This window comes from Proteinivorax tanatarense, assembly GCF_040267685.1.
Taxonomy (GTDB): domain Bacteria; phylum Bacillota; class Proteinivoracia; order Proteinivoracales; family Proteinivoracaceae; genus Proteinivorax; species Proteinivorax tanatarense.
This window is the reverse complement of record NZ_CP158367.1, coordinates 1578554-1604798: the sequence shown is the minus strand read 5'-3', so window position 1 is coordinate 1604798 and position 26245 is coordinate 1578554. Positions and strand designations below refer to the sequence as shown.

The following is a 26245-nucleotide window of genomic DNA, read 5'->3' as shown; positions in this document are numbered from 1 at the left end:
TGGTTTAGGGTATTTCTATATTTTTTTCACGGATACCAAATAAAATTAATTTACTTTCATCAGTAGATTTGCTTTCTTTCTGAAAGTGAGCTTGAAATATCCTGACTGCTCTTAGCTTATTTAAGCATTCTACCATCTCTGTTCTCTTTCTAGCTTCATTCCCCATTGCATCGAATCCAATGACCTTGATATCGTCTAACTTTGCGTAGACTTCATCCGCCGAGTTTGTCCGAAGGATTAACTTCTTATCGCTAACCTCATACTCTTTAATTTGAGCGTTTTTAAGGTAGGCGGTTTGTGTATAAATGTCACAGATTAAATCATTGTCTATAATATGATCTAAAAGTGGCTCAAAAATCATTTAAGTAAACACTCCTTTTTATTTTTTGTTATTAAAATATATTCTAATAAAAAATAGTGTATACCATAAAGATGAAAAAAGTTTAGTTTTTATTTTGGAAAAAGAATATACCTCTTGATCTCTTGAATATGTATTTATCATAAGGGGAGGTATTATATATGAGGTGGATGTTATGAAAAGAATTCTAGATTGCTGGGGGAGAAGTAAAATAGACAAGTGCTACATGTTTAGGATTAAAGCCTACAAAGAGATGTTAAATTTACTAAAAGAATATATACGACAAATAGAAGAAGATAGATCTAATTTACGCAATTTAACTAAAGAAAGAAATATAATATCCGTACTTAATTTTAGGGCGGGATTAGATAAAAACTATCTAAAAGATATAAGAGAGCGAAAGTTGGATATAGAAACTTATAGAAAAATAGATCTGTATGAAATTAGGCCATGTAAATTAGAACCAGATAGTTGTAAACTAACTTTAGATAGCAAAGTTAGGGTATTCGAAAAGTTATTTAGAGAACTTGAAACTCAAGTAGGAAAATACCAACAAGAGATATCAATAATAAATAGGATTCAAAATTATTGTAGAGAGAGAAATAAGAAGGTGATGAGGAGAGATAGTATATTTTTAAAGTTTAGCAGAAATAAACTAGATGAACTTATAGTTCTTTGTTTTGATATAGACAATTTTATTAGGAAAAAATCAATAACAACAACAACAGAGAGTGCTTTTGTTTTTTCAGGACGTGGTGAATCTCAAACTAATGAGGAAACCGTTTTAACAATCTGTTATTATAGGTTTCAAAATTCGGTCCTTAATAATGATCCTTTTAATAAGGATGTACCAGAAGCCGTAATAGATGGCTTTTCATCTGACAATAAAAGGAGAGGGCACGGTACGTTCTTACTTGAAAACCTTGAAGATATAATAAAAGAAGTTAATAAAAAAATTATTACTAAGGCTAATGAGCCTGATATAATGCAACCAATAAAGTTAATAACAGGAGATGTTAGTCCGTCTGGAGATATTAAATACGATGATTTAATGAAACTATATAAGAAACATGGCTTTTCAAGTGAAGGGAGCAAAATTTATCGTGTTTTAAGTTGAGGTCAAATTAATTGCATCCATCTAACCATGGGTGCTTTTTTCATGCGCATTTTTAGGAGGTGATAAAACATTGAAAATCCCCTTAATATCAAAGATGTTTAAATCTAGAGCAAGCCCAAAAAACATGTGGCAAAACGCATATAACTTTTTCTTTGGCTTAAGCACCAGCGGTAAAGTAGTAAATGAAAAGACTGCAATGCAAACAACGGCCGTTTATGCTTGCGTAAGAATTTTAGCTGAGACATTAGCTTCTCTACCCTTACACACATACAAATACACCGATAAAGGTAAAGAAAAAGCAAGAGATCATCCACTTTACCACTTGCTCCATGACGAACCAAACCCGGAGATGACTTCATTTGTGTTTCGAGAGACACTAATGGGTCATCTTTTGCTTTGGGGAAACGCCTACGCTCAAATAATTAGAGATGGCAGGGGGAAGGTAATGGCTCTCTACCCTCTAATGCCGGATAAAATTACAGTAAGTAGAACCGAAAAAGGAACCCTCTTTTACATCTACCAAAAGGAGGGGAAAAGCTATCACTTAAGATCCGATGAAGTTTTGCACATCCCGGGCCTAGGTTTTGATGGAATTGTAGGATATTCACCGATTGCCATGGCTAAAGATGCTATAGGAATGGCAATAGCCACTGAAGAATATGGAGCTAAACTGTTTGCAAATGGAGCTAAACCGGGGGGAGTGTTAGAGCACCCTGGGACCTTAAAAGATCCTGCCAAAGTTCGGGATAGCTGGAACAGCGTATACAAAGGAAGCGGAAACGCCCATAAAGTAGCTGTTTTAGAAGAAGGGCTAAGCTTTAAGCCAATAGGCATACCGCCAGAGCAGGCCCAGTTTTTGCAAACCAGAAAGTTTCAGATTAACGAGATTGCCCGGATCTTTAGAATTCCCCCTCATATGATTGGAGACTTAGAAAAAAGTAGCTTTTCAAACATCGAGCAGCAATCATTAGAGTTTGTAAAATACACTTTAGACCCATGGGTTTTGCGGTGGGAGATGTCACTTAAAAAGGCTCTACTTACTCCCAGCGAGAAAAATAGCTACTTTATAAAACTAAATGTAGATGGCCTTTTGCGGGGCGACTATAAAAGTCGGATGGAAGGATATAGCATAGGAATTCAAAACGGCTTTTTATCACCTAACGATATAAGAAAGCTTGAAGATATGGACAGCATTGAACACGGAGACATCTACGCAATGAACGGTAACATGCTAAAGCTTGAAGATGTAGGAGCTTACGCTAAAAATAAAATAGAAAACCAAAAGGAAGGAGGGGATTGATCATGAAGTTTTGGAACTGGGTTAAAAACGAAAGTGGTAGAACCTTATACCTTGAAGGGTATATAGCCCAGGAAAGTTGGTGGGATGATGAAGTTAGCCCTAAACAGTTTAAAGAAGAGCTTGAAGAAAATGAAGACGACATTATCGTATGGATTAACTCACCCGGTGGAGACGTCTTTGCGGCAGCTCAAATTTATAACATGATTAAAGAGTATAAAGGGAAAGTCACTGTAAAGATAGACGGGCTTGCTGCTAGCGCTGCTTCAGTTATTGCAATGTCAGGCGATGAGGTTTTAATGTCACCTGTGGCTATGATGATGGTACATAACCCAGCTACCATCGTTTGGGGTGAAGAAACAGATATGAAAAAGGGTATAGAAATGCTATCTGAAGTAAAGGAAAGTATCATTAACGCCTATGAGCAAAAGACAGGCCTAAGCAGGAACAAAATATCGCATATGATGGATAGAGAAACCTGGATGAGCGCTAAAAGAGCTTTAGATCTTAACTTTTGCGATAGAATCTTATACTCAGAAGATGATGCTGTATTAAGCGATGCAGTAACAAATGGGTTTATCTTTGATAAGGCTACAGTTACAAATAGCCTTGCATCAAAGCTTTCAAAGACTAAAAGCAGTCAACCAGCTAAGGGTCAAACCTTTAACGATAAAAGCAAAACAAAAGCAGATCAGCTTTTTAAAAGACTAGAGTTATTAAAGTAAAATTAGGAGGTATTTACATGGACAAGATACTAAAGCTTAGAGAAAAAAGAGCAAACTTATGGGAGCAGACTAAAGCATTTTTAGACAGTAGATCTAAAGATGGCGAATTATCAGCTGAAGACACTGAACAATATGAAAAAATGGAGGCCCAGGTAGTTAACTTAGGAAAAGAAATAGACCGACTTGAAAGACAAGCTTCTATTGACCAAGAGCTATCAAAAGCTACATCAAATGCCATTAAAACAAACCCCGACAGCAGCTTAGAAGGTCAAAAAACCGGTAGAGCGTCAAATGAGTACAGACAAGCCTTTTGGAAAAACATGCGAAACAAAAGTAACTTCGAAGTTCAAAACGCTCTTCAAACCGGGGCAGACAGCGAAGGCGGATTTTTAGTTCCCGACGAGTTTGAAAAGACATTAGTTAAAGCTTTAAATGACACCAATGTCTTTAGAACTCTAGCTAAAGTAATTACTACATCTTATGGAGATAGACAAATCCCGGTGGTAGCATCACAAGGAACTGCTACTTGGATTGAAGAGGAAGGAGGCTTTAATGAAAGTAGTGACGAGTTTAGCCAGGTGATTTTAAAAGCTCACAAGGTAGGGACAATAATTAAAATTTCAGAGGAGCTTTTAAATGACAGCGCCTTTAACCTAGAAACCTATATCGCAACTGAATTTGCCAGAAGAATAGGGGCAGCCGAGGAAGAGGCTTTTGTTAAAGGTGATGGTTCTAACAAACCAACAGGTATTATAAACACCGGGCAAACTGGGGTGACAAGTTCTGTCGCAGATGCCATAACCTTTGACGAAGTTATAGAACTTTGGCATTCACTTAGAGAACCATACAGGCAAAATGCTTCCTGGATGTTAAACGACAGCACCGCAAAAGCTATAAGAAAGCTAAAAGACGATAACGGCCAATACATCTGGCAACCATCTGTGCAAGTGGGACAACCTGATAAGATCTTAAATAATCCGGTTAAAACATCTGCCCACATGCCAGAGCTTAAGGCTGGATCTGAAGCTATTGCGTTTGGAGACTATTCATATTACTGGATAGCAGATAGACAAGGCAGGGCTTTCCAAAGACTAAACGAGCTTTACGCCGCAAATGGCCAAGTCGGATTTAGAGCTTATCAAAGAGTGGATGGTAAGCTAGTGTTACCTGAAGCAGTTAAGCTTTTGAAAATGAACTCAGCTTAAATAAAATAACTAATTAAGACTTTAAAGAGAGGTCTTTTTTTTATGCCTCTCTTTAAGGCTTAGGAGGTGAAAAGGTGAAAGTTGAAATTTTACAATCCCTATCAGGTTTAGATTTTAGCTATAAAAAAGGTGATAAGGTTAACCTTGATGCAAAAAAGGCAAAGTCATGGATAGAGTCCGGCTTAGCTAAAGAGGTTAAAAGTGAGTCAAAATCTAAAGGTGGGACAAAGAAAACCAAAGCTAAACAAAGCGAGTAGGTGGTTAGATGGATATAAGTGTAATTAAACCAATAGATAAAGAAGTTATTCCACTTGAGCAAGTAAAACTTCACTTAAGAATCGACAACGATGAAGAAGATAGATATATAGAAAGCTTAATAAATGCAGCTGTAGACTATTGCGAAACCTTCACTAAAAGGGCCATAAACCAAAAACAAATAAAAATTATAGCAAATAGCTTTCCTAAAGGAGAACTTAAGCTACCGATCCAGCCTATACAAGCAATCAAAAAGATAAGTTACACAGATAAAACCGGGCAACTAAAAGAACTTGACCCAAAAAGCTATAGGAAAGTGTTAGATGTAGAGCCACCGGTTTTAGTAAGTTGGGACTATTGGCCTAAAGATGTCTTAGTATCTTCTGGGTCAGTTCAAATAGAAGCTACAGTTGGATATATAAAGGTGCCAGATAGCATAAAACAAGCAACTTTACTACTTTGCGGGCATTTTTATGAAAACCGAGAGATTATGAGACAAGGCTATGTAAATGGCAACGAAGTTCCCTTTTCAGTAACTGCCCTTTTATATCCATATAAAGTTATGAGGTGGTAGATTTGCATATAAACAACTTAAAACACAGAGTCACCTTTAAGAAGCGAACTACAACCTTAAACGAAAACGGCTTTGAGGTTGAAAGCTTTCAGGATATAAAAACTGTATGGGCTGGGGTAGAAAACCTAAGGGGACGAGAATACTTTGCAGCGGCAGCGGTTCAAGCAGAAAAAACGGTTAAGTTTTCAATACGCTACCTTCCTTATATAAATGCTTCAATGCTTATTTCATTCAAAGATAAGCTTTATAACATAACAGCCATAGATAACGTTAACTATGAAAATAGATTTTTAGAAATCAGCGCTATGGAGGTGGACGAAAGTGGCAAATCTTAAGTTAGAAGGGGTAGATAATTTAGCAAAGGAGCTACAAAAACTTAACCAAAAGGGAAAGCGCATAGAAAACAAAGCCCTTAAAAGTGCAGGAAATGTAGTGGAAAAGGCCATAAAAGAAGAAACCCCTACAGATAGCGGAAGCTTAAAAGACAGTATTTTCACCTCCAATATTAAAACAAAAGAAGGTATAAAGCATGTTGAAGTTGGCCCAGATAAAGATGGCTGGTATGGGGCCTTTATAGAGTTTGGTACTGTTAATATAACAGCAAACCCTTTTATGGGAAGAGGTTATGAAAAATCTAAAGAACAAGCGGAAACAGAAATTGCAAATGAGCTTAAAAGAGGGCTGGGCCTATGAATGTAAATAGCGCTATTTTAAATGCCCTATCAGATTTGGATGTGCCTGTAAGCTTTCAAACCTACAGCGGTAAAAAACAAGCATATATTACTTTCTTTACCTATCTAGATAAACCAGAGCTTTTCGCTGATGATAAAGAAAAAGTGAGTGGGTTTTATGTACAAGTAGATATCTGGTCTAAAAAAGATTACACATCTTTAGTAGAAACTGTCCATAAAAGGCTTAAAGACGTAGGCTTTATCAAGATAAACTTTTACGATGTCTATGAGCAGGACCTTAAAATCTACCATAAAGTAATGCGATATAAAATAGAAAAGGAGGAATAAAAACATGGCTCAAATAGGGTTAAAAAAGTTACATTTTGTAGAGCTAATAGAAGATACAAACGAAGTACTAACCTACGGCGAGGTTCAAAAACTATCCGGCGCTATAAACGCAACAATAAATCCAGCTGTTAACACTCAAGAGCTTTATGCAGATGACCAGCTGTGGGATTCTGTATCATCTTTAGGTAAAATTGATGTAGAAATTGAAACGGCGGATCTTCCCTTAAAACTTAGGGCAAAGCTTACGGGAAGTAAGATGGAAGACGGTGTACTAGTAGAAAAGGCTACAGATAGCCCGCCATATATTGCCCTTGGCTTTAAAAGTCAAAAGTCTAACGGTGAATATAGATATGTATGGCTTTTAAAAGGAGTAGCGCAGCCTATGGCAGAAGACTACTCTACGAAAACTGAAAATATAGAACATAGAACGCCGAGGCTTACCCTTGTGTTTATGCCAAGAACCTTTGATGGCGAGTGGAAAAGAACAGCAGATGAATCTAGCGATGAACCAACTGTAGGAGAGACTTGGTTTGATAAAGTGCCGGGGGATACAGAAAATAACTTCGAATAAGGAGGCTAACTAGATGAAAATTACACTAAAAATAGATGGAAAAGATAAGATATTTACCACCGGCTTTATAAGCGCTAGGATGGTTAGAAAGACAATTGAAATCTCGCAAGGGACTAACTTTGAAGAGATGTCAGTTGATGAGCTAGATAAACTTGTAGGGTTTATAGTAGAGCTTTTTGGCGGTCAGTTTACTGTAGATGAAGTCTATGATGGGCTTTCCTCTAATGAGCTGATACCAACTACCTTAAAATGCATAGAAGAGGTTGTAGGTAAAATGCAAGATGAAACAAAAGGTGATGAAAAAAACTAGTAAAGGGGAACGTCATGGATCCCCAAGAGTTTATCGAAAAGCTATATATAGGCCTTTTAGATAACGGATGGACATTAAACGAGATTGATTCCATGGATTTGATATATTATCTTAAACTTTTAAAGCGAAGAAATGGTGCTAAAAAAGTATATATAGACAGCATTTTATAAAGCACCTAGAAGGTGTATTTTTTATGCCCTAAAAAGGTGGTGAGACAATTGTCGGATATAGGTAACTTAAAGGTTAGGGTGGGCATGGACAGCACCGGATTTCAAAATGGTGTTAGTAATTTAAACCGGGAGCTAAAAAGAGTTAAGTCTGAGTTTAAAATGGCTAGCGCCGAAATGGGCAAACACTCAAATGAGTTAGATAGTCTAAGGCTTAGATCAGACTCTTTGACAAAACAAAAAGAGATACAAAGACAAAAGGTATCTGCCTTAGAAGAAGCTCATAAGACTTCGGTGCAAACAAAAGGCGAACACTCCCGGGCTACTCAAAACTTAGAGATAAAGCTAAATAAAGCAAAGACCCAGCTTTCATATATGGAAAACGATCTAAACCGGGTAAACCAAGAAATAACTAAGCAATCATCTTCTTGGTATCAAGTAGGTAAAGCCTTAGAGCCTGTGGGCCAAAAGATGCAAGATGTCGGCAAGAAAATGGAAAGTGTGGGAAAAGGCCTAACTAAAAAAGTTACCTTACCACTTACAGGCATAGCAACTGCAGCTATAAAAGTGGGCTCAGACTTTGAAGCTGCCATGAGTCAGGTGCAAGCCACAACGGGAGCTACGGGAGATGAGCTTAAAGAGCTAGAAGATATAGCTAAAGAGATGGGGTCTACTACAAAGTTTAGTGCAAACCAGTCAGCTGAGGCTTTAAACTATATGGCCTTAGCCGGTTGGGATACAAAGCAGATGGTAGCAGGTCTTCCGGGAGTGCTAGATTTAGCGGCAGCTGCGTCTATGAATTTAGGTCAAGCATCCGACATTGTCACAGACACCATGAGTGCATTTCAAATGGAGGCAGAAGATGCAGCAAAAGCTTCGGATATATTTGCGGCAACCCAAGCTAATGCAAACACTAACGTACATAACTTAGGGGAAGCTTTAAAAAGAGCGGGAGCTGCGGCAAACTCTGCAGGTATGGATTTAGCGCAAACTAACACTATTTTAGGAATCTTTGCTGACTCTGGTATTAAAGGCTCTATGGCCGGTACAACCTTTACAGCCATGCTTAGAGATATGAAGCAAAACGCCACAGATGGCCAGTTAGTAGTAGAGGAGCTAGGAAAAGAGTTTGATGACTTAGCAAAGATAGGAATATATAACGCCGATGGGTCTATGCGAGATCTAGGGTCTGTTATGAAAGAGCTTGAAGATGCAACAGAGGATATGACAGATGCCCAAAGAGACCACGCTCTAAGCGCTTTATTTGGCGAACAAGCTATGCGTGGAGTTAACATCATGCTTGGCACAGGGTCTGAAAGGTACAAAGAGCTTGAAAAGTCCATTAAGGGATCTGAAGGTGCCGCAAGTAAAATGGCAGAAACGATGCAAGATAACCTACAAGGTGAGCTTACAAAATTAAAGTCAGCCCTAGAAGGGGTAGGTATACAAATCTTTGAGGTTCTAGTTCCCCATCTAAATACTTTAGTTGGCCACCTTCAATCGGGTGTAACATGGTTTTCTAATTTAGATGAAGGAACCCAAGAAACTATAATAAAGTTAGGAGCATTAGCTGCGGCTTTAGGCCCAATTTTAATTATAGGCGGGAAAATTGTATCAGGTGCCGGAGCAATAATTGGCGCTTTTTCTAAAATTTCAGTAGCCATAGCGGGAAAAACTGCAGCGGCAGGAGCAGCTGCCAAAGCTACAACAGGTCTTGTGGCAGGAAAAGGGGCGCTTGCTGCAGCGGCCACAGTTTTAACCGGCCCTGTGGGCCTTGCAATCGCTGCCGTAGCTGGCCTTACAGCAGGAGGTATTGCTTTAGCTAGACACCTAAGACAAGATAGCATTCCAGCTATGGACCTTTTTGGCGATGAAATATCAGAAACTACCCAAGAAGCTGTAGGAAGTTTTATGGAGCTTAACGAAGAAGCAACTTTAGCCCTTAATCAGCTTTCTTGGAGCGGCCAAGAGGTAACTAAGGAAATGGCAGAAGGAATTACAGATAACTTTTCTCAAATGGCCAAAGAGATTCAAGAAGGTCTAGATGAGCATCATGAAGAGTCTTTAGCTAAAATGAAAAACTTTGTAAATAGTAGCTCAGAGCTTTCTAAAGAGGAGCAACAAGAGGTACTAGATAATATGGAGCAAGGTTATGAAGATAGAAAACAATCAATTGAAGATGGCGAAGCTAAAATCAAAGAAATATTAGAAAGAGCTTCAGAAGAAAAAAGAGCGCTAACAAAAGCAGAACAAAGAGAAATAGAAGCTATCCAAGAGGAAATGGTGGAAACAGGGATACAAGTTCTATCGGAAAGCGAGCTTGAATCAAAGGCTATTATGGAAAGAATGAGAGCCCAAGCTGGCGAAATATCGGCGCTACAAGCGGCAGAAGTTGTACAAAACAGCTTAGAGCAAAAAGAAGGGGCCATTAAATCCGCTCAAGATCAGCACAACGAAGTTATAAAAGAAATCATAAGGCAAAGAGATGAAGCAGGGGTTATCTCAAATGAGCAAGCAGAGAGGTTAATCGAAGATGCTACCCGCCAAAAAGAAGAAGCTATAAAAAGGGCCGAAGAGATGCACGAAGGTGTAATTTCAGAGGCAAAGATTCAGGCAAACGAGCATGTAGATCAAGTAAATTGGCAAACCGGTGAAGTTCTTTCTAGATGGGAAGTTATGAAAAACAGCATCGCCGAAAGGTCAAGGGAAATAGGAGAGAGCATAAGTAACTCTTGGAATAACCTTAAAAACAGAACGAGTGAAACTTGGGATGATTTAAAATCTAACACCTCAGAGTCTTGGCAGAACATGCGAGATACAATAAGCGAAAATGGCGGTGGGATACAAGGGACAATTAAAACCTTTACAGATAGATATCGAAAAGATTGGGAGAACACCTTAACTACTATGGATGATTTAACCGGTGGAAGGTTTTCCTCTATGGCAGATAAAGTTTCAGAGTCGTTTTCAAACATTGGCGATTCCATACAAAGTGGTATCGACCGCCTTAGAAGCTGGAACGAACAAAGGGTAGAAGATAAGGAAGTTACATTTACTCAAAGGGTTCAAAACATAACAGAAAGCATTGCAAGTAAGGTTACATCCCCTTTTCAAAGTAACTATCAAGGGACAAGCTTCTTTAAAGGCGGTCTAACTATGGTAGGCGAGTTAGGACCAGAGCTTGTTGAACTTCCTAGGGGCTCTAAGATATATAACGACTACCACACAGAGAAGATTTTAGATAATAAAGGCAGTATTAACCACACTGGAACAATTAAAGTAGTAGGGGTAAATAATCAAAATGAGCTTTCCGGAACAGTTGATATCATCATGGATAGGTTGCGGCAGGAGGCGAGAGGCTAATGGTTGATATTAGAATTGAAAATATGGAAAATACCCGTTTAAGCGAAATTGTAAAAGAAGTCTCGCCGATAAGATATCAAACCGTAAAGATAACAAACCAACTGTTAGATGGAAGCTTTCACACTCAAATTATAGGAAACCCCCAAAAAAGTATAAACTTTAAAGTTATCGCAAACCAAAACCAGGTTGAAATGATAGATGTCCTTGAAGCAAAAGGTGAATATATAAAGCTAATAGAATACGATAGAAGCTATGTTGGCGCAATTGATAGTGCAATTGCTTGGTCGCGAATTACTGTGGGGTTTAAAAACAGAAACAAAAGACTTTTTAGAGGGGATGTAAACTTAAAAATAACAGATGAGGGTCTAGATACATGAGGAAAATACCTCCCTCTCTAAAAGAAAAACTTAAAAGTAAAGAGTACACAAAATATAAAAATACAAACCCCCAGGTAGAAGTGACTATATCAAGGGCCCGCTCTTCAATCCAAGACACCACCTATTTTAATACAGAGATTATAAGGGAAAAGGAAGGGCTATCAGATATAGCAGTTACACCTCAAAGGCTAGCCCCTTTAGGAAGGCCAACTGGTATTTATGAGATCCATATAGATAACGGTATAGCTAAAACTTCAAAAAGAGCATACCCAGATAAAAAAGGCGACGGATTTATTAATCAATTTGAAGTAGGAAAAGCAAAGTCTGTAGCAATTGCCTTTGATGGTAGGTGGGAGTTAAACCAAAGAAACCTATGGAATATAAAGACCTATGAAAAGCCCTATATATTTTGGGTAGATAATAGCGGCGCTTTGTATACCCAAAGGTGGGATGAACATAACACAAAGCAAAAGCTTGCAGAAGGTGTAAAAAAAGTTACGGCCATAAGAGGCTGGAAAAGCGTAGCTATGCCAGCTCATGACCATGGAGTAGTAGCAGCTTACATTAAAACAGATGGAAAGGTTTATTATAGAAACTATTCAGAGCAAGAAGATAACAGTTTTGTATGGGAAAATGAACGGGCCGTTTCAGAGTTTGCTAAAAAAGCCCAAAGTATAAACCTCTTTTTAACAAACGACTATCGCTTAGGCTTTATTATCGAAGATGAAAATGAAACCATAAGCTGGGCTATAACTAAAAGAAACTGGGCTGGCATGGCGATTTTACCTGAAAAAATTCATGTTAGGCCACATACTTTAAACATAAACTTTATCCCGATTGATTACCTAGATTTATCGGCTTTAAAAGAAACAATAAATATAAAACCTGGCAAAGTAAATTTAGAGCTTTTGTATGCCAGCACAGACAATAGCTTTATGCATATCGAAAACATACCAGACGCTGAAGAAAACTGGGGCAAGATTCTAATAGTTAGGGTGAAAAATGAAATTTATAACTACAAAGAATCTGACTTTGAAATTGAGGATAACTTTAATAGAAAGTACTATCCTGAAAGCATTGAAAGGATAGATATAAATACGTATAAGCTTACATTTACAAATTTTAATGACGTAGGTGAAGAAGGGGTTTTACGATTTAGAGCAAATGAAACGGAAAATGGAGTGGGTGATGTTTATGAGCCATTTAAGCAAAAATTTTACCCTAAAAACTTAGTGCCAGAATCACTACCTTTACCTAAAGTGGAGGAGATCTACAATGAGTAGAAAATGGGAAAAATCAGATGGCAAGTATGTGGTTATAAAGTTTGATAAAGCCCTGACAAATGAATTTAAAGATAAAACCCTAAACAATAATGCTTTTACTATAACAGGAACGGAGCATAAGCACGTAAACGGTCCACTGATTGACAAAGATTATCCACTTAAAAAAGTTGACGCTGTGCCGTTATGGTCAAAAGAAAATATAAGCTTAAAGGAAAACCCCCGTAAAGAAGAAAAATCATTATTTTTTCAAGGAAACAACCATATCAGCATTCCCTTTATTGAAAAGTACAGTACTGACAACCTAAGGGTTAAGGCTCGCATTATGACAAACACAACTAGCGGAAACCAAAGAATAGTAAATACACCAAATGATAATGCTTGGGCGCTTTATATATTTAACGGTCAACCTAGAGTAAACATATACGGAGAACGACATGATGGCCCAGATGGAGACTACTGCAAGCGTTACAAATTCCATGATATAGAGTTTAGTTACAAAAAAGGTGAAGTGGATATTTTCTTTGACGGTGAAAAAGTATATTCCTTTACCACTACTAACAAAGTATTAAACCCTACAACCGGAATTGAGATCGGTAGGCGTGATGACGGTAACTACTTTGATGGAATAATCTCAAATGTTGAAATCTGGACAAATGACACTTTAGTTGGTCATTGGAAGATCGGTGAAGAAGCAGGTGACACAGCTTTTGATCTTATAAATAACAACCATGGAGATATTGATAGATCAACATGGTACTATAATGTCTTTGAGCCCCTATGGGGCTCTTTTGATTATAATATAACCACCCAAGGTCAACTCACTATTAGCACAAGTGACTCAGGAAGATGCGTCTTAACAAATCCTAACGAGTTTAAAGACGGAGAAATTTTAATTAAGGCAAAGACGCAAAGTAAATCTAATAACCAAATAAGGGCGCATCTAAGAGCGAAAGGGGATTCTGGTGACGAACGAGGATATTTTGCAGAACTTTATGGTGGAGATGATATCATTCGCATAGTAGCTTATACACCAAGTACAAACACCCTAGTTTCTAAAGACTATTCTTGGGATACAGATGTTTATTATTGGATTAGATTTCAAGCAATAGGTAATCAATTACGAGCTAAAGTTTGGCCAGACGATAATGAAGAACCGGATAATTGGATGTTAGAAGTTGAAGATGATCAATATGAAAAAGGCAAGTTTGGTATAGGGTATTTTACCTCGACAGGAAGAAAAACCTTTGATCACATCTCTTTTTTAGAAGGCGATGGAGTATACAAACCTTTAAAAGAAGTACAGACAGAGGCTATAGAGTCTGAACATCCTTGTATGTTTAAGATAGAAAAAAGTGAGCCGGAAAATACAAAGATAGACTCCTTTATCTCTTTTGATAAAACCAACTGGCAACCTATAAATAACGGCGAAATCATAGAGGAGAACATTTTTTATTTAAGGTTTATCTTATCTACAGAAAATACTTTAATTACTCCAACTATAGAAAGTACTGCTTTAGCTGATAATTTAAAGCTGATTTTAGAAACTAAGGATTTAAGCACAGAAAGATTTCAAAATGTTAAAGGTGAGCTTACAGTTTCATATGACGCTTCAAAAGGTAACTTAACAGGGGAGTTTGGAAGTGTTGAAAGCTTTACTGAAAACTTTAAGCCTAAAGGGTTAAAACCTCTTTTAAACCCTTACCTTACTGAAAATCTAAATGCATCATCAGACTATAGTTTGGATTTTTTAAAAATTAACTATAAAGATGTGCCTATAAATCAAGAAACAATAACAGCAAAGGCGATAAACTTAGAGTTAGACTTTATCCATATCGATGTGATTAACCCATAGAAAAGAGGTGATATAAATGAAGGCTTTAACAAAAGCAAATATTCACAACCGCTTTGATATTGAAGTTAGGGATGCTAAAACAAATAAACTAAAGATAAAGGGACAGGCAGAAAATATTATTTTAAACCGTATGTATAGTCGGTTAGTAGAGTTTGAAAGCTATTTTGATAATATTGTATTTGGAAGAGGCACAGGAACTCCAGAGCCTACCCGCACATCCCTTTTTGACAGGATTGACAGAAAAAGAGCTACAACAGAGGAAGTTGTGCGAGATTTTCCTGTTAGCTCGTGGACAAAAAGCATTAGGTTAGAAGCTGATGAATATGTAGGAGAGTCGATAACTGAAGTTGGTATCAGTAATCTGAACGTAAGTGTAAACACCCACGCTTTAATTAAAGATGCGGAAGGAAACCTCTTAACCATCAACAAAACCGACATCGATATTATAACTATATATGCCACAGTTTTTATAGAGCTAGATAATACTAACCCTGAAATTGATTTTTTTCAGCGAGGAAATAATAATAGATTAATCTCATATTTAACTGGTGATGACTTTTCCGACCCCAGACTTATTATAGGTAACATAGGCGAGAACACCCAAACCGGTGATGTTGGTAACTATATTTACTCTAGACGTTTAACCCGCACATCTGATGAGCAAAACCGCAAAGTTACTTTCTCAACCAGACTTAACACCGACGAAGGAAACTATGATATCTATGAAGTAGCTCTGTCAGATTTGTGTAGGGCTAGCTTAATAAACTCAACTAAGTGGCAGCCATTTAGATTAGAAGAACAAAATATTGGGGTTGGAGATGGGGAAACTACTGAGTTTGACTTAAAAAGATATGATATTTTTGATGTGGATATAAGAGTTGATGGGCAAAAGGCTGAAAACATTACACTAAATAATATAGAAAGTGGATCGTATCGAGAAAAGCTTCCTCTTTGGAAGGCTCTAGATTTATCATTAAATCCAAATAACCTTAATATATTTTCAAGCCCTTTTAACGGAAAACCTGAGTACGCCGAGCTTTTGCCGACAACTGTAGTAAAGGTAGACCCAAGTAAAATAGTAGGTAAGACATTAGAGTTTGTCCTTGAAGGGGAATATTTTTTTAGCGCAAGGCGAGCCTATGTTTATGTAGATGGCTCAAATGATGGGGAAGAATTTGAACAAATTTACTCAGCTTCAGATGGAGGGTGGGATCCAAGCACTTATACCTACACTATAGAAGAGCCATATGAATATCTACGGTTTAGATTTTCTGGCCATGATAGCTCAACTTCTACCATCCATTCTGTTAGGATGCTAAATGAAAACTATAAAACGCCAACAGTTGTTTTTGACACACCTCCAAGCGAAGGTGCCGCGATTACAGCAGATTATACGGTGCCTTATATACCTAAGACAGAGGATTATGTGTTAGACGTTTCCTTTGAGATACAGTTTGGAGAGGGTTAAGTTATGAGGTGAATAGTATGCGTTTAGAATTTGAAAAGGTACAAGAAGTTGGTCAGGGTAAAAATCCTGACCTTCTTCATTTTTATGACAATGAAGCTCAAGTACTATCTATAGAAAACAAAAGACTTTATGGAACGGCAACACAAACACCTTTAGGTACTTGGAGCCAAAGGGAGTTTGAACAAAAGGTGGACATATCTGTAGATGATGACATAAAGTACTTTGGCATTAATCTTTTAGGTGGTTTTGGAGCGGTTGGAGCTTACAAGTCCGGTGATATTCATAAGCTTTTAATCTATGAGCTTGAGATAGATTTGAGCCCATATTTAGAAAATGCAAGTATTCAGTATGACATAAATAGCCCGGTATCTAGCTTTGACTTAAGTGTAGAAAATGTTAAAAACCCTGACCCTGAAAAACAAGGAAATGTAGGAGTTTCAGAGCATGAGTCTTACCTTACCCCAGGCTCAAGGATAAACTTTAACTTTAAGATGGGAGATAGTGATTTTTACGATTTAGGAAGATTTTATATTGATAGATCTAATTACAGATTGCTAGATCACGCTGCCTCTTGTAACGGTAGAAACTTAATGGGAAAAGCGCTTAAAGATCAGTCATTTGATGAAAATACAGTTTTAAGTTATAAACACATCCACGAACATATAAAAGATATTTTAATTTTAGCTGGAGTTAGTCCATATAACATAGTGGTACAAGCATCTAACGTTAAAGCAGGCTACGAATTTGACCCTAATATGGATTATCTTAGCGGCATAAAAGATATTTTAAAAAGTGAAGACAACTGGAAAATAGAAGAGTTAGTAGATGGAAGGCTTGTAGCAGGCAACAATAGTTATGGAGCTTTTGATATAAGAAGTACCTACCAATTTCAAAGAGGTAGTGAAGTTTTTTCAAGAAACATAGTTCGAGATGATATGGACTCTTACAGAAGGGTTTGTGTCCATAACAGAGGGTTTGAAATTCAAATTTATAAAGACGTAAAAGCCTATCAAGGCTGGAACCTAAGGGGAAATAAAACTCTGTATGTAACTATACCTGAAGGAACAAGCAAAGACGATGCACAAAACTACGCCGACACTATAGCTAAACAGTTAGAATACGTCGGGAAGGTTGAAACCTTCACTGGGCCCTTTAGACCCTATCTTCTAATTGGAGATGAGGCTGTGATTATAGATGAAAAAGGTGCCGATAGTTTAGGCCTTATAACTCAAATACGGCACAGATTTGGAAAGGGAGGATTTTCTACTGAGTTTACAGTAGATAGCGGTGGCCAAATCGGCCAAGGCAGGCTAACAGATTATATAAGTAAGATAACTCAACAAAAATCTAGCAGCAGAATTTATGATGAGGATTAGTGATATAAACTAAGGCGCTTATGACTTAAAGGCTAACTACCTTTTTACCATGAAGCGCCTTTTTATATAGATAAATTTAAAAGAAAGTGAGGGAAGTTAATGAAGGAAATTCTGACCTATGGTCAAATCGCATTTGCTGCAGTTGGCGGTTATATCGGGTGGTTTTTAGGGGGAGTTGATGGCTTTTTGTATGCCCTAATAGCCTTTGTGGTGGCAGATTATATTTTAGGTGTGATGTGCGCTATAGTTGAAAGGCATCTCTCTAGCGATATAGGTGCTAAGGGGATATTTCAAAAGGTAGTTATTTTTGCACTTGTAGGAATTGCTCACGTAATCGACAGTAACGTAATTGGTGATGGAGGTGCTATCCGCACAGCTGTCATCTTTTTTTATCTTTCAAATGAAGGGATTAGCATCACAGAAAACGCAACAAGGCTTGGGCTACCGGTGCCAGCTAAGCTTAAAGACGTTTTAGCCCAACTTAAAAAAGGAGGGGATAAAGATGGGAGTAACTACTAACTTAAAGCAGTTAACTAGAAGGTATATGAAAAATAACGATTGTTATAAAGCAGGGCGTAAAATCAAACCGAAAGGTATAATGGTACACTCTACTGCCACTCCAGGTGTGATGGCAGCTAGCTGGTTTAGCCGTTGGAACAGATCATACAAAAAAGGTGAGATAAACCGGCAAGTTTGTATTCATGCCTTTTTAGATGATAAAGAGGTATGGCAATACCTACCCTGGGACCATAGAGGGTGGCATGCAGGGGGAGCAGCTAACAATACCCATATCGGCTTTGAGATATGCGAGCCAGCAGGCTTTTCCTACTCTGGAGCTACTATGGTTGGCTACGATGTACAAAAGCATGAGGAATACTTTAGGAAAGCTTGGAAAAACGCAGTGGAACTTTGCGTAATGCTTTGCCTTAAGTATGATCTAACAGAAAAAGATATAATCGGCCACTCAGAAGGACATCAAAAAGGTATTGCAAGTAACCACGCAGATGTAGGCCATTGGCTTCCTAAACATGGCGAAAGCATGGATACCTTTAGGCTTGCAGTAAAAGAAGCTTTGCAAAAAGAGGGAGGGGATAATTTGCAACCAGTAGCTATTAAGGTTGGAGATGTTGTTAAGATTAAAGAGTCAACAAGTAGGTACTATCCTGGAGGCCCAAGGATTCCTAACTGGGTTAAAGATACTTATCATAAGGTGACACAAATAAAATCAGGAGGAAACCTTGTTATAAGAGGCGGAAAAAGCTGCGTGTTACTAGGAAAAAAGGTTGATAAAAATTCTAAAGAAGAGTCAAAGGGTATTATGACCTGGGCAGACATTGACGGTTTAACCAATCTGTCGGCACGACCTAAAGAAGACAAGGCCTCTAAAGGTAGCGGTAAAAAGCTATACCGAGTTCAAGCTGGAGCGTTTTCTAAAAAGGAAAACGCAGATAAGTTATTAAAAAGACTTAAATCCGCTGGATTTGATGCTTATATAAGACGAGATTAAGTTGCTTTTTTAAGTTTAAAAGCCGGTGTTTTTTAACAAACATCGGCTTAATTTTTTGCCTATTTTATGGCTTTTTATCCCTTCATTTACTTGCTTTTTAGCCTCTTTTAAGTGATATATGTAGTAGCTTAAAGAGCCTCAAAAGCCTAAAGAGAAGGGGTTTTAGGAACTTTTTTAAAACAAAAGCTGATTGAATGGGGCGCGACCCATTAGTTTAAAAATCGGCTAAAAAGGAAAGGAGGGAGGAAAAGATGCAAAAGCCTTTATTAAGTGATAGCAAAGTAGGTTTTTTAGATTCTAAAATTACAGCTGGGGGTGAGATGCCAAGCTTTGATAGAAATCTTAGTATTGACTACGGAACAGAAGAGAAAGCCTCAAAACCTAAAAAGATTAAAGCAGCTTGCTACTGTCGTGTAAGCTCTATGACGGATATGCAAGAGGATTCATTAGAAAACCAAACTAAGTATTTTACAAACTATATTAGATCAAATCCTAATTATCATTTTGTCGGTGTCTATTCTGATCGCGGGAAAACAGGAACTAAAATAGACGGACGCACTGGATTTAGCAAACTAATTAGGGATTGCCTTGAAGGTAAAATAGACCTTGTCCTTTGCAAATCAATATCACGATTTGCACGCAGCGTTACTGACTCCCTTGATACAGTTAGGCAGTTAAAAGAAAAAGGGGTTAGGCTAATATTTGAAAAAGAAAACATCGACACAGAAGATATGAAAAGCGAGTTTATAATGACGTTACTTTCAGCTGTAGCCCAAGAAGAAAGTAGGAGTATTTCAGAAAATGTGACTTGGTCATTTGCTAAACGCTTTGCACAAGGGCAAGCCAATTTTATTCGAATATTGGGCTATACAAGAGATGAAAACAAAAATTGGCTAATAAACGAAACAGAAGCTGCAGTAGTAAGGGAAGCTTTTAAAGAATGTCTAAATGGCAAAAATCCATCAAAAATTGCAAAGTCGTTTATTAAAAAAGGGTATAAAAAAGCAAACGGAAGAACTGATTGGTCCGCCCTTGCGGTTAGAAGTATTCTGAAAAACGAGCGTTACACAGGAGATGTGCTTTGCCAAAAGACTTATACAGAGGATTACTTAAGCCATAAGGGAATAAAAAATGATGGTGCGAAAAACCAGTATCTCATCGAAGATCATCATCCACCCATTATAGATAGAAAAACCTTTCAAAGGGCCCAAGAGGAGCTTTTAAAAAGAAGTCACAATAAAAAAGCAAATAATAAAAGAAAAATAACTTATCCTTTATCAAAAAGACTTAAATGTGAAAATTGCGGCAGTAACTTACAACGTTACTATTGCAAAGGGGTCGTTACCTGGAGGTGCGGTAAAAGTGTGAAAAGTAAAAGCCTATGTAATTTACAAGGAATTAAAGAAGGGCCTATTAAAAAGGCAATAATAGAGGCTTTTACTAAAAAGTATAAACTAGGAAGCGCAAGTAAAGTAAACCAAAAGGTAGTAGATTTGATAAAGGAACTTGAAAAAATAACACCATCAGCAGATTTTGAGTATAACCAGTTAAAAATAGACTTACAACGGATTTTATTTGAAGAAAACATGGCATTAATTAATGGAGAAAATGAAGATAAACTAGCAAAACTTGAATTTAAACGTAAGAGTTTAGAGCAAAAAATAGAGGATAAGGAAAGGTGGTGGGATCTAGTAGAAGGGGACTATAATTACCGAAAAAAGGCTCTTAAAACATTAAAAGACTTATTAGCTATGAAAAGACCTTTTAAAAGGTTAAAAGAGGCATCAGATGATGTTGAGTTTTTAAGAGCCTGGGTGTTAAACGTCAAGGTAATATCACCTACACTTTTTAAAATAAACTGGATTACTGGAAATCAAACAGAAATTAAACTAAAGGGGGATTAGATGTTAGATGAGTAAAAAAACATCATCAGTTCGGATGATACCAGCAAAAGCAAAAAAGTCTAGGATAACTGACAAATCAAGCAAGGACAAAAAACGTATTGGAGTCTATGTAAGGGTTTCAACAGATTCAGCTGAACAAGAGAAAAGTTATGATTTGCAAGTAAACTATTTTAAAGAACTCGTTGATAAAAATCCTGATTGGGAACTGGTAGAAATTTTTGCAGACCATGGATTGTCAGGGACCTCAACAAAAAAACGTGTAGCGTTTAATAGAATGATGGAAAGATGTCAAAACAAAGAAATTGATTATATCATCACTAAATCAATAAGCAGATTTGCAAGAAACACTTTGTTAGCGCTGCAGTCTATCAGGCTACTTAAAAGTATAGGGGTTGGGGTTTGGTTTCAAAAAGAAAATATAGATACCTTAGATGGGAAAGGCGAACTATTTTTGACTATTCTTTCCTCGATGGCCCAAGAGGAGTCTAGATCCATATCTACCAACACAAAATGGGCGATATCCAAAAAATTCCAGGCAGGTGATATTCACATGCCGACGACATACTTTTTAGGTTATGACACTGATGAATCAGGAAACGTAGTTATAAATGATGAACAAGCAGAAGTGGTAAGAAGGATTTATAAAGAGTTTTTAGCTGGGAAGGGGACACCGACGATAGCCAAAAGGCTCTCAAAGGAGGGGGTGCCAACAGCACGGGGAAACAAACATTGGACAAGCTATGCGGTATATCAAATTTTAAACCAAGAAAAGTACATGGGCCACTGCCTTGCTCAAAAGTCTGTCACCATAGATTTTTTAACCAAAAAGAGAGTGGTAAACAAAGATATTGAACCTCAATATTTTGTTAAAAATACTCACCCAGCGATTATTTCAGAAGATGTCTGGAACTTAGTGCAGCAGGAACTAAAGCGCAGAAGAAAAATGCGAACAGATCCGGATAACAAATATAGGCAATGCTTTAGTGGAAAAAGCGTATTTTCAAATAAGTTATTTTGCGCTGAATGTGGCAGGCCAGTACTTCGCCGAAGGCTTACATCCACGAAAAATAAAGAGAAGTATCGTTTTACAGCCTGGCAATGCCGGGTAGCAGCTCATAAGGATCCAGACTTTAAAGATTGTAATTGCAGGTATGTATGGGAAGAGGAACTTGAAAAAGGGTTTATGAAAACTCTTTATGAGATGAAGAAAAACAAAAACGAGGTTAAAGAAGATGTGAAAAAAGCAATTGAGCAAAAAGCTTTAAGTAAAAAAGAGCAGGCTAGACTTAAAGAACTTGAGAACCAGCTTGAAGCCTTAAACAACAGAGCCAGTATGATCGCGGAAAAAGAAACAGCTACTAACGATAAAATCTACCAAGCGACATTAGAGCATCTGACCTATGAGCGAGAGATCCTTGAAACGGAATATGAACAGCTAAGTGAAAATAATGAAGAAAGATTGTTTTTGGAAAAACAACTAGATGAACTTCTAAAAATGCTAGATAGCCTAGGCAATGATTCAAAGTTTAGGGACGATATTTTTGTAAAGACAGTTGAGAAAGGGGTGCTAAATAACAGCCAAATAGTTAGTTTTGAGTTTAAATGCGGCATTAGTCGAGAGGCAGAGGCAACAAAGAAAAAATAACCTGCATCTCCCTTCAAATAAGCGATAAGAGCTTGACTTTTTACTGTAAGTGAGCGATTAATATTATAATTTGAATATCGCTTTATGAAGGGAGATTTAAAATTGAATACCAGTGAAAAAGGAAAATGGATTCAAACCTTATGGAACCCGATAAAGGAAATAAAAAAAAGCCCACTAGAAAGTGACAAGCCAGGAGTTAAGGTAGCTGCCTATTGTCGTGTTAGTGCTGGAGTAAAGGAGAGGGTAAACTCTTTAGAAAACCAGGTTAGCCGCTATACCCATCTAATAAAAAACAGACCTAATTGGAAGTTTGTAGGGATATATTTTGATAAAAGTTCTTCTGGTGCTAACCTAAAAAGAAGCGGAATTCAAAGACTGCTTAGACATTGTAAAGAAGGAAGAGTTGATATGGTTCTTACTAAGAACGTATCTAGACTTTCTAGGAATTCTGAAGAGCTTTTAGATATGGTAGAAAACTTAAAAGAGCTAGGTGTTGGAATATACTTTGAAAAAGAAAATATCGATACTTCTATAGATTATAATAAGTTTCTTCTTAGTTCACATGCTGCTTTAGCCCAAGAAGAAATAGAAACGATTTCTCAATCAATAAAATGGGGAATAGAAAAGAAACTAATGGGAGGAGTTCCTAGATATTCTAATCTTTTGGGCTATGACATTGTGAAATGCGAAGGAGTATCATCACTTGAAATAAATGAGCAAGAAGCTGATAGCGTAAGAAGAATATTTGATTTGTTTTTAAGCGGCTTATCTCTTAAGGCAGTAGCTAGACAATTGATAAGTGAAGGGATTAAGACTTCACTAGGTAGGGATTTATGGAAAGGTAGCGCTGTTAAAGACATATTATCAAATCCGACATACACAGGTGATAAGATAACTAGGTTAAACACTCGTAATCTTTTTACAGGGGCTATTACAACAGAGGGGAAAGATAAAGTTCTCATCGAACATAGCCATCCCGCCATTATAGATAAAAAGACTTTTGCCTTAGCTCAAAAAAGACTAGACGAAATTAAGGCACCCCCTAGTGTGCAAAAGAGGCAGGGAAAAACACCTTTATCGGGGAGAATGCAGTGTGGGCATTGTGGTCATAAATTGATCAAGCATCCAACAAAAGGGGTAAACTATTGGCGATGCGCTCCCAGCTTTGTTGGTGCATGTGAACGGAAGTCAATAAGAGAGAATTTGATATTTGAGATGATGTTAAAAGCTATTCAAAACAAATACGACTTAGATGAACCGAAAGTTTTACAAGAAATTATAAAAAGAGTGAATCAAAATGATCATTTTGAATTTCACAGACTTAAATTTTTAACAGAAATTGAAATTGCAAGAAAAGAAGATGTCCTAACAGCTGTGGAAATAGAACAAATGGAAAAAGCCTATCTTACTTTTGAAGAGAAGATCACAAAGGTTGAAGACGATAGAAAATATCGGGTAGAAGCAATAAACTGGCTGAAAGAAATTCACTGTAGAAGTGACTTTATTAACGGTGCGTCAATAGAGATCTTAAGGGCTTGGGCTACAGAAATTAAAATCTATTCATCTAAAGATTATATTATAAGGTGGATTGACGGTAGCGAAACAGTGATGGGAGATTGCAGTTCCTATGGGAAAGCACAATTTATAAAGCCCGATATTAAAGAAGGATCTTTATCAAGTACAAAAGGCAAACGTCAAAGTATCCCTTATGAAGAAATTAAAAAGGAGGAAGGGGGAGATGATTTGAAACAAAAGCCAAATAGGGAAGTGGTAACTATTAAGCCTGGCCAGGGTGGGCTTATTATGAGTGACTTACAGAACAAGTTAGAAAAAGAAAAAAGTAACTCTGGGGCCTTTAAAAATATAAGTGAAGGCAAAAAAAGAACGGTTGCATATTGCAGGGTATCAACAGAAAGAAACGAGCAGCAGATAAGCTTAAAAACACAAGTAGCTTATTACACTTATTTAATTTTAAAGAACCCAGATTATGAATATGCCGGGATATACGCAGACGAGGGGATCTCGGGGAAGTCTTTAAATAATCGAACAGAACTTTTAAAATTAATTGATGAGTGTAAGGCTGGAAAGGTAGATTTGATTCTTACAAAATCAATATCTAGATTTAGTAGAAATGTCATTAACACATTATCTATAGTAAGAATGCTAAAGAGTTTGCCAAACCCTGTTCATATTTATTTTGAGAAAGAAAACATTAACACAAAAGACCAAGAGAGCGAACTTATGCTTTCAATATACGGAAGCATTGCGCAAGAGGAAAGCTCAAATATTGGTGAAGCTGTTTCATGGGGTAAAAAAAGTTATGCAGAACGGGGGATAGTAAATAACAGCGAACCTTACTATGGCTTTGAAAAGGGAACGTGGAACATTATTGAAAAAGAGGCTGAAGTAATCAGAAAGATTTATCAAAGGACTCTTGAAGGACAAAACTTTAACCAAATTGCCAAGGAGTTAACAGATGAAGGGGTTAAAACTCCACTAGGTAAAAGAAACTGGTATCTAGGAGTTGTAAGAAATATATTAAAAAATGAAGTATATAAAGGGGATGTCCTTTATCAAAAATACTATATGCAAGATACAAAAGAAGGGGTAGCAAAGCTTACGCCAAACAAAGGAGAACTACCCCAAATGCTAATAGAAAATCATCATAAAGGAATTGTCAGTAGGGAAGTTTGGGACAAAGTTCAAGAGATAATAAAAAAGCGAAAAGACGATTATGAGAATAAAGAAAGAAGAAAATACCCAAAGGAAAACATAAAAAACGAGGCGTTTGTAAAAAAGTTTTATTGTGAATGTGGCGCTTTAATCGGACATTCTAGAAGGATTGAATATAAGGCAGAAGGAAACCCAGAAATTCATATTTGGAGATGTTATGCAGCTCGCAAAATTACTTTTGACTGTAGATCCCTTTCAGTTAGGGAAGAGTATATTGAACTTCACTTTAAAAAGATGCTTAACTATTTTAAAGGCAGTAAAACCTTAAAAGATGAGCTGGAAAAAGTTATTGCAAAAGAGGAATTAAGTGATGAAGACTTGCGTTTGGAAGATGAGTATAGAAAAGAGATAGAAGTCTTAAACCAGCAACTGTATGAAGCGGTTGATGGTGAGTTGAATAAAGATGGCCAGGATTCTGAGAAAGTAGCAAAGCTAACCGAGAAAATAGTGGATATACAAAATAAAATAAAAGAGTTGGAAAATAGAAAACTAAAGGTTAACAGCCTAAAAGCAGACTTAAGGTGGTTAATTAGGAAAACTAAAAATGAAATAACTAATTTTCCTGGAGAAATCTTTACTAGAATAATCGAAAGCGGAAAAATTTTAACTGACGGTAGAATTATATATAAGTTAAAATTTGGGGTGGAGTGGACAATAGATTTTAAATATGAAGATTATAAAAAATCAAGAGCTGAAAAAAGGGCTGCAAAGCGAGAGGCTAAGCGACAAGAATTTTTGCATGGGCCAGAGGTAAGAGCCCTCCTGAAATATTGTGAGGAACAGAAAAGTTTTTTAGAAATGGTAGACTTTATGAACAGCTATATCTGTATATCTAAAACAAAGTTCAGAGCAACAATCCTCAACTCACTTCTTGAAGATGGAAGGCTAAAAAGGACCTTACCTAAGTGGAAACAAAAAGAACAAAGGTACTATTCTGTAAAGGACGAATCATAAAAAAACCCCACCTAGTTGACTGATAATAAATTATCAGCCGCTGGGTGGGGCTTATTTTTTTACTTTTTTTATGAAGGTTATATAAAATACGCACAGCTATTTAAAAGGAGTTCACCACTTAACTTCATTTAGTAAACATCAATAATAAGTATTCTGAAGCCAATATATGTGGCCTATGTAACTGC

Annotated in this window: 24 protein-coding genes; 23 read left to right on the top strand and 1 reads right to left on the bottom strand. The window is 37.0% G+C overall.

The features are described from left to right. Positions 1–4 precede the first annotated feature (4 nt). Positions 5–361, bottom strand: a complete 357-nt coding sequence (locus tag PRVXT_RS07975) for a hypothetical protein (RefSeq protein ID WP_350342355.1) — start codon at positions 359–361, stop codon at positions 5–7. 172 nt (positions 362–533) lie between these two features. On the opposite strand from PRVXT_RS07975, the gene PRVXT_RS07970 reads away from it, so the two are divergent. From PRVXT_RS07970 to PRVXT_RS07860, 23 genes are all read left to right on the top strand, one after another. Beyond that, the gene (locus PRVXT_RS07970; RefSeq protein WP_350342354.1) at positions 534–1475 is read left to right on the top strand and encodes a hypothetical protein; all 942 of its coding nucleotides are present in this window, start codon (positions 534–536) and stop codon (positions 1473–1475) included. 94 nt (positions 1476–1569) lie between these two features. Further along, positions 1570–2775 (top strand): phage portal protein, encoded by a 1206-nt coding sequence (locus PRVXT_RS07965; RefSeq protein WP_434064317.1) that lies wholly within the window; start codon positions 1570–1572, stop codon positions 2773–2775. Then, positions 2772–3497 (top strand): head maturation protease, ClpP-related, encoded by a 726-nt coding sequence (locus PRVXT_RS07960; protein WP_434064287.1) that lies wholly within the window; start codon positions 2772–2774, stop codon positions 3495–3497. Before PRVXT_RS07965 ends, PRVXT_RS07960 begins: the two co-directional genes overlap by 4 nt. A gap of 17 nt (positions 3498–3514) precedes the next feature. Then, entirely contained in the window at positions 3515–4702 is a 1188-nt protein-coding gene (locus PRVXT_RS07955; protein ID WP_350342352.1) for a phage major capsid protein, read from the top strand. A gap of 74 nt (positions 4703–4776) precedes the next feature. Next, positions 4777–4959, top strand: a complete 183-nt coding sequence (locus PRVXT_RS07950; protein WP_350342351.1) for a hypothetical protein — start codon at positions 4777–4779, stop codon at positions 4957–4959. Between the two features lie 8 nt (positions 4960–4967). After that, complete coding sequence (locus PRVXT_RS07945; RefSeq protein WP_350342350.1) at positions 4968–5531, top strand: head-tail connector protein; 564 nt, start codon at positions 4968–4970, stop codon at positions 5529–5531. Positions 5532–5533: 2 nt separating this feature from the next. Next, entirely contained in the window at positions 5534–5866 is a 333-nt protein-coding gene (locus PRVXT_RS07940) for a phage head closure protein (RefSeq protein ID WP_350342349.1), read from the top strand. After that, positions 5853–6224: an HK97-gp10 family putative phage morphogenesis protein gene (locus tag PRVXT_RS07935; RefSeq protein WP_350342348.1), complete on the top strand. Its 372-nt coding sequence runs from the start codon at positions 5853–5855 to the stop codon at positions 6222–6224. The genes PRVXT_RS07940 and PRVXT_RS07935 overlap by 14 nt, the downstream gene beginning before the upstream one ends. Continuing rightward, positions 6221–6550 carry a hypothetical protein gene (locus tag PRVXT_RS07930; RefSeq protein ID WP_350342347.1) on the top strand — a complete coding sequence of 110 codons (330 nt, stop codon included), beginning with the start codon at positions 6221–6223 and terminating at the stop codon, positions 6548–6550. Before PRVXT_RS07935 ends, PRVXT_RS07930 begins: the two co-directional genes overlap by 4 nt. Positions 6551–6554: 4 nt before the next feature. Beyond that, positions 6555–7121: a major tail protein gene (locus tag PRVXT_RS07925; RefSeq protein ID WP_350342346.1), complete on the top strand. Its 567-nt coding sequence runs from the start codon at positions 6555–6557 to the stop codon at positions 7119–7121. Positions 7122–7134: 13 nt separating this feature from the next. After that, positions 7135–7431 (top strand): phage tail assembly chaperone G, encoded by a 297-nt coding sequence (gene gpG / locus PRVXT_RS07920; protein ID WP_350342345.1) that lies wholly within the window; start codon positions 7135–7137, stop codon positions 7429–7431. Between the two features lie 14 nt (positions 7432–7445). After that, positions 7446–7601, top strand: a complete 156-nt coding sequence (locus PRVXT_RS07915) for a hypothetical protein (RefSeq protein WP_350342344.1) — start codon at positions 7446–7448, stop codon at positions 7599–7601. 48 nt (positions 7602–7649) lie between these two features. Next, positions 7650–10961: a phage tail tape measure protein gene (locus PRVXT_RS07910; RefSeq protein ID WP_350342343.1), complete on the top strand. Its 3312-nt coding sequence runs from the start codon at positions 7650–7652 to the stop codon at positions 10959–10961. Beyond that, on the top strand, positions 10961–11338 hold the full coding sequence (locus tag PRVXT_RS07905) for a hypothetical protein (protein ID WP_350342342.1): 378 nt from the start codon (positions 10961–10963) through the stop codon (positions 11336–11338). The genes PRVXT_RS07910 and PRVXT_RS07905 overlap by 1 nt, the downstream gene beginning before the upstream one ends. After that, on the top strand, positions 11335–12621 hold the full coding sequence (locus tag PRVXT_RS07900) for a hypothetical protein (protein WP_350342341.1): 1287 nt from the start codon (positions 11335–11337) through the stop codon (positions 12619–12621). Before PRVXT_RS07905 ends, PRVXT_RS07900 begins: the two co-directional genes overlap by 4 nt. Next, positions 12614–14473, top strand: coding sequence for a LamG-like jellyroll fold domain-containing protein (locus tag PRVXT_RS07895; protein ID WP_350342340.1), 1860 nt, complete (start codon positions 12614–12616; stop codon positions 14471–14473). Before PRVXT_RS07900 ends, PRVXT_RS07895 begins: the two co-directional genes overlap by 8 nt. A 16-nt stretch (positions 14474–14489) precedes the next feature. Next, the gene (locus PRVXT_RS07890) at positions 14490–15941 is read left to right on the top strand and encodes a hypothetical protein (RefSeq protein WP_350342339.1); all 1452 of its coding nucleotides are present in this window, start codon (positions 14490–14492) and stop codon (positions 15939–15941) included. Positions 15942–15958: 17 nt separating this feature from the next. Further along, positions 15959–17317 (top strand): hypothetical protein, encoded by a 1359-nt coding sequence (locus tag PRVXT_RS07885; protein ID WP_350342338.1) that lies wholly within the window; start codon positions 15959–15961, stop codon positions 17315–17317. 99 nt (positions 17318–17416) lie between these two features. After that, positions 17417–17836: a phage holin family protein gene (locus PRVXT_RS07880; RefSeq protein WP_350342337.1), complete on the top strand. Its 420-nt coding sequence runs from the start codon at positions 17417–17419 to the stop codon at positions 17834–17836. Then, positions 17820–18824, top strand: a complete 1005-nt coding sequence (locus PRVXT_RS07875; protein WP_350342336.1) for an N-acetylmuramoyl-L-alanine amidase — start codon at positions 17820–17822, stop codon at positions 18822–18824. Before PRVXT_RS07880 ends, PRVXT_RS07875 begins: the two co-directional genes overlap by 17 nt. A 251-nt stretch (positions 18825–19075) precedes the next feature. After that, on the top strand, positions 19076–20728 hold the full coding sequence (locus PRVXT_RS07870) for a recombinase family protein (protein ID WP_350342335.1): 1653 nt from the start codon (positions 19076–19078) through the stop codon (positions 20726–20728). 7 nt (positions 20729–20735) lie between these two features. Further along, positions 20736–22373: a recombinase family protein gene (locus PRVXT_RS07865; RefSeq protein ID WP_350342334.1), complete on the top strand. Its 1638-nt coding sequence runs from the start codon at positions 20736–20738 to the stop codon at positions 22371–22373. Between the two features lie 102 nt (positions 22374–22475). Then, on the top strand, positions 22476–26060 hold the full coding sequence (locus PRVXT_RS07860; RefSeq protein ID WP_350342333.1) for a recombinase family protein: 3585 nt from the start codon (positions 22476–22478) through the stop codon (positions 26058–26060). Positions 26061–26245 lie beyond the last annotated feature (185 nt).